The sequence below is a fragment of the Bradyrhizobium sp. SHOUNA76 genome, assembly GCF_023006445.1.
Lineage (GTDB): Bacteria > Pseudomonadota > Alphaproteobacteria > Rhizobiales > Xanthobacteraceae > Bradyrhizobium.
Genome location: NZ_JALBHA010000308.1, coordinates 1 through 7,881, shown reverse-complemented (window position 1 = coordinate 7,881; position 7,881 = coordinate 1). Strand labels below are relative to the sequence as shown.

The following is a 7,881-nucleotide window of genomic DNA, read 5'->3' as shown; positions in this document are numbered from 1 at the left end:
CGCTGCCGATGAGCACGTCGTCACCGGCGCCGCCGTCGAAAACCAGGTGCGGCCCGCCCAGGCCGACGCCCGACGCCGCGATCACGTCGTCGCCGCCGAGGCCATTGATGGTGATGGTGTCGTTGAAGTCGAAATTCTCGATCACGACCTGGCTGGCCAGGCCGTCGATCACGAGCGCGCCGTGGCTGTTGAGCGACAGCGTGATGACGTCGTCGCCGCCGGTGCCGTCGATTGTGATGTTGTCGGCCGCGCCGTCGCCGCCCGCGGTGCCGGGGACGGCGCCGAGATCGATTTTCACCTGCGTCACGTCGGTGCCGCTCATGTCACCGACGATGATCTTGTCGGCGCCGCCGCGGGCATTGAACGCGATCGTCTCGACGCCGTGCGTGTCCATCGTGATGGCGGCGACGTCTCGCGTCAGCTCGGCGCGCGCGCCGCTCGCGAAGATGTTGATGGTTTCGGCGATATTGGCGCCGTTGAACAGCAGGGTGTCGCTGCCGGCCTGGCCCTCGATCGTGTCGTTGTCGTCGCCCGGATTCCAGACGAACGTGTCGTTGCCCGCGCCCATCAGCGCGACGTCGTTGCCGTCGCCGCCGTTGATGAGGTCGTCGCCCTGACTGCCGCGGATGGTGTCGTTGCCGGTTCCGCCGTTGATCGTCAGTTGCAGCACGCCGCCAGCAAGCCCGCTGGCGTCGATGACGTCGTCGCCGCCGAGGCCATTGAGCGTCAGCTGATCGGCCCCGTCCATGGAGGTCAGGTGGGTGGCCGCATGCAGGCCGAACACGGTCACGCCGCCGGCATTGCCACTGACGCCGAACGTGTCGGCTCCCTGGGTGGCATCGGCCGAAACGCTATCCACGGCGCCGTCGGGCGTTCCGGTCGAACCGCCGAGGTCGATGTTCACCCGCGTCACGTCGGTCCCGGTCAGATCGCCCACGTTGATATGGTCGGCGCCGCCCAGCGCATGGATATCGACGTGCTCGACGCCGTGCAGGTCCATCGTGATGTTGGCGACATCGCGCGTCAACAGCGCGCGATCTCCGTTCGCCACGACGGACATGGTCTCGGCAATGCTGGCGCCGAAAAACCGCAGTGTGTCGACGCCGGCGCCGCCCTCGACGGTGTCGCTGCCGTCGCCGGGATTCCACTCGAAGATATCGTTGCCGGCGCCCAGCAGGGCGGTGTCGTTGCCCTGGTTGCCGTCGATGAAATCATTGCCGTCGCCGCCGATCAGCGTGTCGCTGCCACCGCTGCCGAGGATACTATCGTTGCCGGCGCCGCCGTCGATCGTCAGGTGCACGAGTCCGGCCGCCAGCGCGGCCGCCGAGATCGTGTCGTTGCCGCCGAGGCCTTCGACGAGGAGCGCATCGTTCGCGCCTTCCGCATTGGTGATGACGACAGCGGCGGGCAGTCCCGCGACCGCAACCGAGGTGCCCGAGCCGGACACCTCAATCGCGTTGGCGCCGTTCGTGCCCACCAGCGTCACCGTGTCGGCCGCACCGTCGCCGGCGCCGGCTGATCCGAGATCTATATTGACCTGCCTGACATCGGTTCCGGCCAGATTGTTGACGACGATGTTGTCGCTACCGCCGCGCGCATTGATGGTGATGGTTTCGATGCTGTCGAGGTCCATCGTGATGGCGCCGACATTGCGGGCGAGCTGCGTGCGTCCGCCACTGGCGGCGGACAGGGTGATGTCCTCGCCGATGTTCGAGCCGTTGAACAGCAATGTGTCGGTTCCGGCCTGTCCGTCGACCTTGTCGCTGCCGTCGCCCGGGTCCCACTGAAAGGTGTCGTTGCCGGCGCCCAGCAGGGCGGTGTCGTTGCCCTGGTTGCCGTCGATGAAATCGTTGCCCTCGCCGCCCAGCAGGTGGTCCGCGCCATTGCCGCCGAGGATTGTGTCGTTGCCGGTCCCGCCGTCGATCGTCAGCGTGATCAGCGCAGCGAGATTGCCGGCGGCGCTGATGACGTCGTCGCCACCCCTGGCGTTGAGCACGAGGTTCTCGGTGGTGCCGATGTCCAGGAAGAACGGTGCCGGATCGGCGCGGTCGAAGCGCACGCGCGAGCCATTGGCCGTGATGGCGAAGGTCTCGCCGCCATTGCCGCCGTTCACCTCGGCGGTGTCGATGCCTTCGCCGCCTTCCATCAGGTCGCTGTCGTCGCCGGGATTCCAGATCATGCGGTCGTTGCCGGCCTCGCCGAACATCTGGTCGCTGCCGTCGCCGCCGATGAGCACGTCGTTGCCGGAGCCACCGAACAGCAGGTCGTTGCCGCCCTTGCCGAGCAGCGTGTCGTTGCCGGACTGGCCGAACAGCATGTCGCCGCCGGATCCGCCAGTCAGCCCATCGTTGCCGGCGCCGCCGAACAGGTTCGCCGCAGGCATCGCGCCGTTGCTCTCGTCGATCGTGATGATGTCGTTGCCGTCCTGGCCGAAGGCCTGGATCAACTTGGTGTTGACGACCGTGGCGGGGCCGCCTTTGACCGCGACCGCGCCGCCGTTGACGACGATCGTCCCGGCTGCATTGCGGCCCAACGTAACCGCGTTGTTGTGGCCGTTGCCCAGGACGGTGAGGATTCCGGCGGAAAAATTCGCTGTGACAGCCATGTGTGCTTCTCGCTTGACGTGATCGAAATAGGCCGTGCGGCGGGATCGTGACGCTTTTCGCGATGCCGGGGCGAACGGCAGACGATCTCGTCTGTAGGCCCGGATGGCAGTTCCAGCTTGGCTGAAGCCTTCGGACGGGCTCCTGGTTTTCTTGAGAGCCGCTTGATTTTCGGGAAGCCAGGGCGAAACGGCAGTTCACGCAGCCGTGTTTCGCTGCGGCTCGGCCGATGCTGCCTACTAAGCGCTGTGTTGCCCGACGGGCAAAACACGCCAGCGCTGGGTCGAGGGCCCTTCGCAAAAATATTCGAATTTACAGAAGTTCGGGTTTGTGATGAAGCTCGCCGTACCGATCAGGAAGGCTGCGATCTCCATGTCGGAGTAGCGATAATGCGCGAGGTCGGTGATGATCGCGCCGATCTCCGCCTGGCTCAGCGTTCGCCCGTGGATCTTGGCGCGCACCGCCTCCAGGCTCTCCGGAGGCGCGGCGGGCCTGACCGTGACCAGCGTGCCGGCGGCCTGCGCAAAGCGCCGGAACGCGGGTTCGGAGAGACCGATCTCGTCCTGCGCCACCAGCGTATCGTCGTCCGTGATCAGCAACGTCGCCAGCAGGACCTAGTCGCCCTGGCGAAGCTCGACGCGGCTGAAGCCGCGGAAGATCTCGGCGCGCAGCGCCTTGGACTGCCTGGAGACGACGACGACGTTCTCGCGGCCGGTGTCGAGCCGGATGCGGCGGATTTCCAGCTGGGAGTGCGGGAGGTCTGGATGCATGGACAGGCCGGCAGGGAGGAAACTCGGCCTCCATGCTTAGCTGTCGCGATGCCAGTGCTGTTGACCCAGATCATGGCCGGCGCGACCGGCAGGCCTGCGCGCGATGGCGATGTCGCTGATGCCGGATGGGGGCATCCGGCCGGGTCGGCCGGTTACTTCACGGCGGCGTCGATCGAATTGAACTTGTTGTTGAGCAGTGCGCCGCCCGTGCTGTTCACGATGGTGACGATCGCGAGCGCGATCCCCGCGGCAATCAGGCCGTACTCGATCGCGGTTGCTGCATTCTCATCGGCAAGGAACGACCTAAGCAAACGCATTGCCAACTCCTGTTCATCCGATCCAACGTATGGTCGCGTCGTCGTCGGACTCGTAAATAGATCGAATAAGTCTTTATGCGCGCCAAAAGAATTAAGCCCGGGCGAGCGCGCCTCCGCTCATACGACGGCATCCATTAAATTAAGGTTCCATCGGTGCGTCCAAATGGATTCAAATCGGCGGACCCTCGCCGGCAGGGGCGGTGAAGCGCGCCAGGAGCCGCTCGCCGCACCGGGGAGGGGTGCCGCTTAACGGATTGTTGAGGCTGTTTTCCGGCCGTCGCTCATCCGCGCCGGCCACCCGCGTTCAGCGCGCGCAACATGGCGATGCGGGCGAACATCATCCAGCCGCCGCCCGTCTCGGCGGCCTTGATCAAGGTCTCGATGGCGGTCTGCCAGTGTGCCTCGTGCTGGGCGTCCTCGGGCAGGTGCATGATGTAGTCCGCCGCCTGTTGAAGCGTGAGCAGCTCGCGTTTGTTGTCCACGCGAACGGGATCGTCGAACGCCGTCGACCAGGGCATGTCAGGCCGCCCGATCCGCGAGGAGTGACATCACGGCGTGATTGCAGATGCGATGCTGTCAGCCTGCCTTCTTCGCCCGCGCCGGCGCACGCACTGGCTTGTCGGCGGCCTTCTTCGGGGCCTCCTTCGCCGTCTTCGCCGCAGCGTCCTTGCCGCCTTTGCCTGATATCGGCAGCAGCATCTCGCGCTGGCCCTCGACGCGCTTCTTCGGCTTCTTTGCCTTGCTGGTGTCCTTGGCGGTCTCCTTGGCCACCTTCGCCGCGGGCGCTGCGTCCTTTTCGTTCGCGATGCTCTTCTTCAGCGCGTCCATCAAATTGATGACGTTGCCGCCGCTCTTTGGCGTGACCTTGGCTGCGATCGGCATCCCGCTGCGCTTCTTGTTGATCAGATCGATCAGGGCGGTCTCGTAATGGTCCTCGAACAGCTCGGGCTCGAACGCACCGGACTTCTTCTCGACGATGTGTTTTGCGAGGTCGAGCATGTCCCTGGTCAGCTTCACGTCCTGGATGTCGTCGAAATATTCCTGCTCGCTGCGGACCTCGTAGGGATAGCGCAGCAGCGTGCCCATCAGCCCGCTCTCGAGCGGCTCGAGCGCGATGATGTGCTCGCGGTTGGTCAGCACCACGCGGCCGATCGCGACCTTGTCCATGCTGCGGATGGTCTCGCGGATCACGGCATAGGCGTCGTGGCCGACCTTGCCGTCCGGCACGAGATAATAGGGGCGGATCAGATAGCGATTGTCGATGTCGGCCTTCGGTACGAACTCGTCGATGTCGATCGTGTGGGTGGAATCGAGCGCGATGTCGTCGAGCTCGTCCTTGGTGACCTCGATATAGGTGTCGGTGTCGACCTTGTAGCCCTTGACGATGTCCTCGGAGGTCACCTCGTCACCGGTCTCGGCGTCGACCTTGAGGTACTTGATCCGGTGGCCGGTCTTGCGGTTGATCTGGTTGAAGGAGACCTTCTCAGTATCCGAAGTGGCCGGATAGAGCGCGACCGGACAGGTCACGAGCGACAGACGCAGAAAACCCTTCCAATTGGCGCGGGGGGCCATGGGCTACTCCAAACGCAACAGGGACAGACGACTAGGATACCATCGGGGAACAACGAATCAAAGCAAGGTCGGTTGCTGAATCTTGCAACTGCGTTAACCGGCCGCCGGGCCTGCTGCCGCTGCCCCGATCCGAGCGCAAAAGCCGGAACATCATATCCAATCACGCGTTGGCTTCGGACATCGGCTGCGAGGAGGTCGTGGCTATCGAAAGCGACATCCAGAGATTGAGGTCATCATGGCAACCACGCGAGAGCAGCATCAGATCGTGGAAACTCCGACCGAGGCGCGTCAGGGCGAGCCTGGGCCTTCGGTGGCGGCGCTGCTCGCCATCTCGACCGGACTTGCGATCCTGATCCTCGCCGTCGTCTGGTTCGTGTTCTTCCGGACCTGACGGCTGAATTCACGGGAAGGGCGGACCTTCCGGCGCGCCGCGGTATGCGGCACATTGCGCCCGCCCTGCTGCCGGCTCGTCCGGTCGCAGGGCGGGCGCAGTCGCGTTGGCTGCAGACTCATCGTATATGACCAAAAAGTAACGCGGCCGGTTCCCGGCGTTCATATTGGGTTCACGCCGGAATTGCTCATCTGGTGCAGTGTTGATGCGGCCTATGTCTGGAGAGAAGCGTGCGCCTGCTCGTTGTTGAGGACGACCCCGATCTCAATCGCCAGCTCACCAAGGCGCTGACGGACGCCGGCTATGTCGTCGATCGCGCCTTCGACGGCGAGGAGGGGCATTATCTCGGCGACAACGAGCCGTATGATGCCGTCGTGCTCGACATCGGCCTGCCGAAGAAGGACGGCATCTCGGTGCTGGAGGCCTGGCGCCGCAATGGCCGTACCATGCCGGTCCTGATCCTCACCGCGCGCGACCGCTGGAGCGACAAGGTGCAGGGCTTCGACGCCGGCGCCGACGACTATGTCCCCAAACCGTTCCACCTCGAGGAGGTGCTGGCGCGCATCCGCGCGCTGCTGCGCCGCTCGACCGGCCATGCCCAGAGCGAACTCAGCTGCGGCCCTGTTACCCTCGACACCCGGACCGGCCGGGTCAGCGTCTCCGGCAATCCGATCAAGATGACCTCGCACGAATATCGGCTTCTGGCCTACCTGATGCACCATTCCGGGCGCGTGGTCTCGCGCACCGAGCTGGTCGAGCACCTCTACGACCAGGATTTCGACCGCGACTCCAACACCATCGAAGTCTTCGTCGGCCGCATCCGCAAGAAGCTCGACGTCGACATCATCCAGACCGTCCGCGGCCTCGGCTATCTCCTGACCCCGCCGGCCGCCTGACGCGTTCGGGCTTGACGGGCAGCCCGACAGGGGCCTTGGTCCGGACATGAGCTCTGACGCCCCGCCATCCTGCGCCTCCCGGGATCATTCCGATGCGCGCTAGTTCGCTTGCGAACCGCCTGTTCCTCTCGGCGACCGCCTGGCTCGTGGTAATCCTGGCCATCACCGGCGTGGTGCTGTCGTCGGTCTACAAGAGCGCCACCGAGCGCGCCTTCGACCGCCGGCTCAATCTCTATCTCCGCACCCTCATCGCCGAGGTCGCGACCCCCGACGAGCCGCCGGACCGTCAGTTCCAATCGCTTGGCGAGCCCCTGTTCGAGCTGCCGCTGTCGGGCTGGTATTGGCAAATCACGCGGACCGACACCGAAAAGCCGGAAGTGCGCTCCTCGCGCTCGCTCTGGGACAAGAAGCTGCCAAAGCTGGAGGAGCAGGGCACCGAGCTCACCGCCGCCGGCATTCGGCTCGCTTATGTCGACGGGCCCGAGGGACAGAATTTGCGCATGGTCGAACGTCCCGTCGATCTCGGCGCCGACGGCAAGTTTCTGGTCAGCGTCGCCGGCGACGACACCGAGATTTTCGACGAGACGCGCAGCTTCGACTATTATCTCGGCGGCACCTTCACGGCGCTCGGCATCGTGCTGCTGCTGACGACCGTATTCCAGGTCCGTTTCGGCCTGGCGCCGCTCAAACGCATCTCCGAATCCATCGCCGACATCCGCTCCGGGCGGGCGGAGCGGCTCGAGGGCGAATTCCCGGTCGAGATCGCGCCATTGGCGCGCGAGACCAACGCCCTGATCGATGCCAATCGCGAGATCGTGGAGCGCGCGCGCACCCATGTCGGCAATCTCGCCCATGCGATCAAGACGCCGCTCTCGGTCATCGTCAACGAGGCCGGCGCCCACGTCGCCGATCCCTTCGCGGCCAAGGTGATGGAGCAGGCGGATGTGATGCGCGACCAGGTCGCCCACCATCTGGAGCGCGCGCGCATCGCCGCGCGGGTCTCCGTGGTCGCGACCGTGACGGAGGTGGCGCCTGCCATCGAGGCGCTGCGGCGGACCATGGAGAAGATCCATCGCGATCGCGGCATCGTGGTCGAAGCCAAGGCCGATCCGTCGGCAAAATTTCGCGGCGAGCGCCAGGATCTGGAGGAGATGGTCGGCAATCTCGTCGACAATGCCTGCAAATGGGCGGCCCAGCGCGTCTTCATCGAGGTCCTGGTGGAGACGCCGCACAAGGCGGGGGCGGGCCCGCGTCTGCGCATCATCGTCGACGACGACGGCCGCGGTCTCTCAGAGGCCGAGCGCGCCCAGGTCTCCCGGCGCGGCCAGCGGC

General features: G+C 65.3%; 8 protein-coding genes and 1 pseudogene. 3 read left to right on the top strand and 6 right to left on the bottom strand.

The window, feature by feature from the left end; translation table 11 throughout:
- The 6 genes and pseudogenes from MOV74_RS25445 to MOV74_RS25420 all read right to left on the bottom strand — a co-directional run.
- The coding region (locus MOV74_RS25445; protein WP_246928966.1) for a calcium-binding protein at nt 1–2,605 on the bottom strand (2,605 nt) is incomplete at its 3' end.
- Nucleotides 2,606–2,932: 327 nt separating this feature from the next.
- Nucleotides 2,933–3,214 (bottom strand): annotated as a pseudogene (locus tag MOV74_RS25440) (thymidine phosphorylase); the annotation flags it as partial.
- A 3-nt stretch (nt 3,215–3,217) separates the two neighbouring features.
- Nucleotides 3,218–3,373: a hypothetical protein gene (locus MOV74_RS25435; RefSeq protein WP_246928964.1), complete on the bottom strand. Its 156-nt coding sequence runs from the start codon at nt 3,371–3,373 to the stop codon at nt 3,218–3,220.
- A 152-nt stretch (nt 3,374–3,525) separates the two neighbouring features.
- Nucleotides 3,526–3,690 (bottom strand): Flp family type IVb pilin, encoded by a 165-nt coding sequence (locus MOV74_RS25430; protein ID WP_246928962.1) that lies wholly within the window; start codon nt 3,688–3,690, stop codon nt 3,526–3,528.
- A 281-nt stretch (nt 3,691–3,971) separates the two neighbouring features.
- Complete coding sequence (locus MOV74_RS25425) at nt 3,972–4,208, bottom strand: hypothetical protein (protein ID WP_246928956.1); 237 nt, start codon at nt 4,206–4,208, stop codon at nt 3,972–3,974.
- A gap of 58 nt (nt 4,209–4,266) precedes the next feature.
- On the bottom strand, nt 4,267–5,262 hold the full coding sequence (locus MOV74_RS25420) for a Ku protein (RefSeq protein ID WP_246928948.1): 996 nt from the start codon (nt 5,260–5,262) through the stop codon (nt 4,267–4,269).
- A 235-nt stretch (nt 5,263–5,497) separates the two neighbouring features.
- Between MOV74_RS25420 and MOV74_RS25415 the strand changes: the two genes are divergently transcribed.
- The 3 genes from MOV74_RS25415 to MOV74_RS25405 form a co-directional block, all read left to right on the top strand.
- On the top strand, nt 5,498–5,653 hold the full coding sequence (locus MOV74_RS25415) for a hypothetical protein (protein ID WP_167406553.1): 156 nt from the start codon (nt 5,498–5,500) through the stop codon (nt 5,651–5,653).
- Nucleotides 5,654–5,883: 230 nt separating this feature from the next.
- Nucleotides 5,884–6,549 (top strand): response regulator transcription factor, encoded by a 666-nt coding sequence (locus MOV74_RS25410; RefSeq protein WP_246928945.1) that lies wholly within the window; start codon nt 5,884–5,886, stop codon nt 6,547–6,549.
- A gap of 92 nt (nt 6,550–6,641) precedes the next feature.
- Nucleotides 6,642–7,881: ATP-binding protein (locus MOV74_RS25405; RefSeq protein ID WP_246928942.1), on the top strand; the 1,240-nt coding region annotated here is incomplete at its 3' end.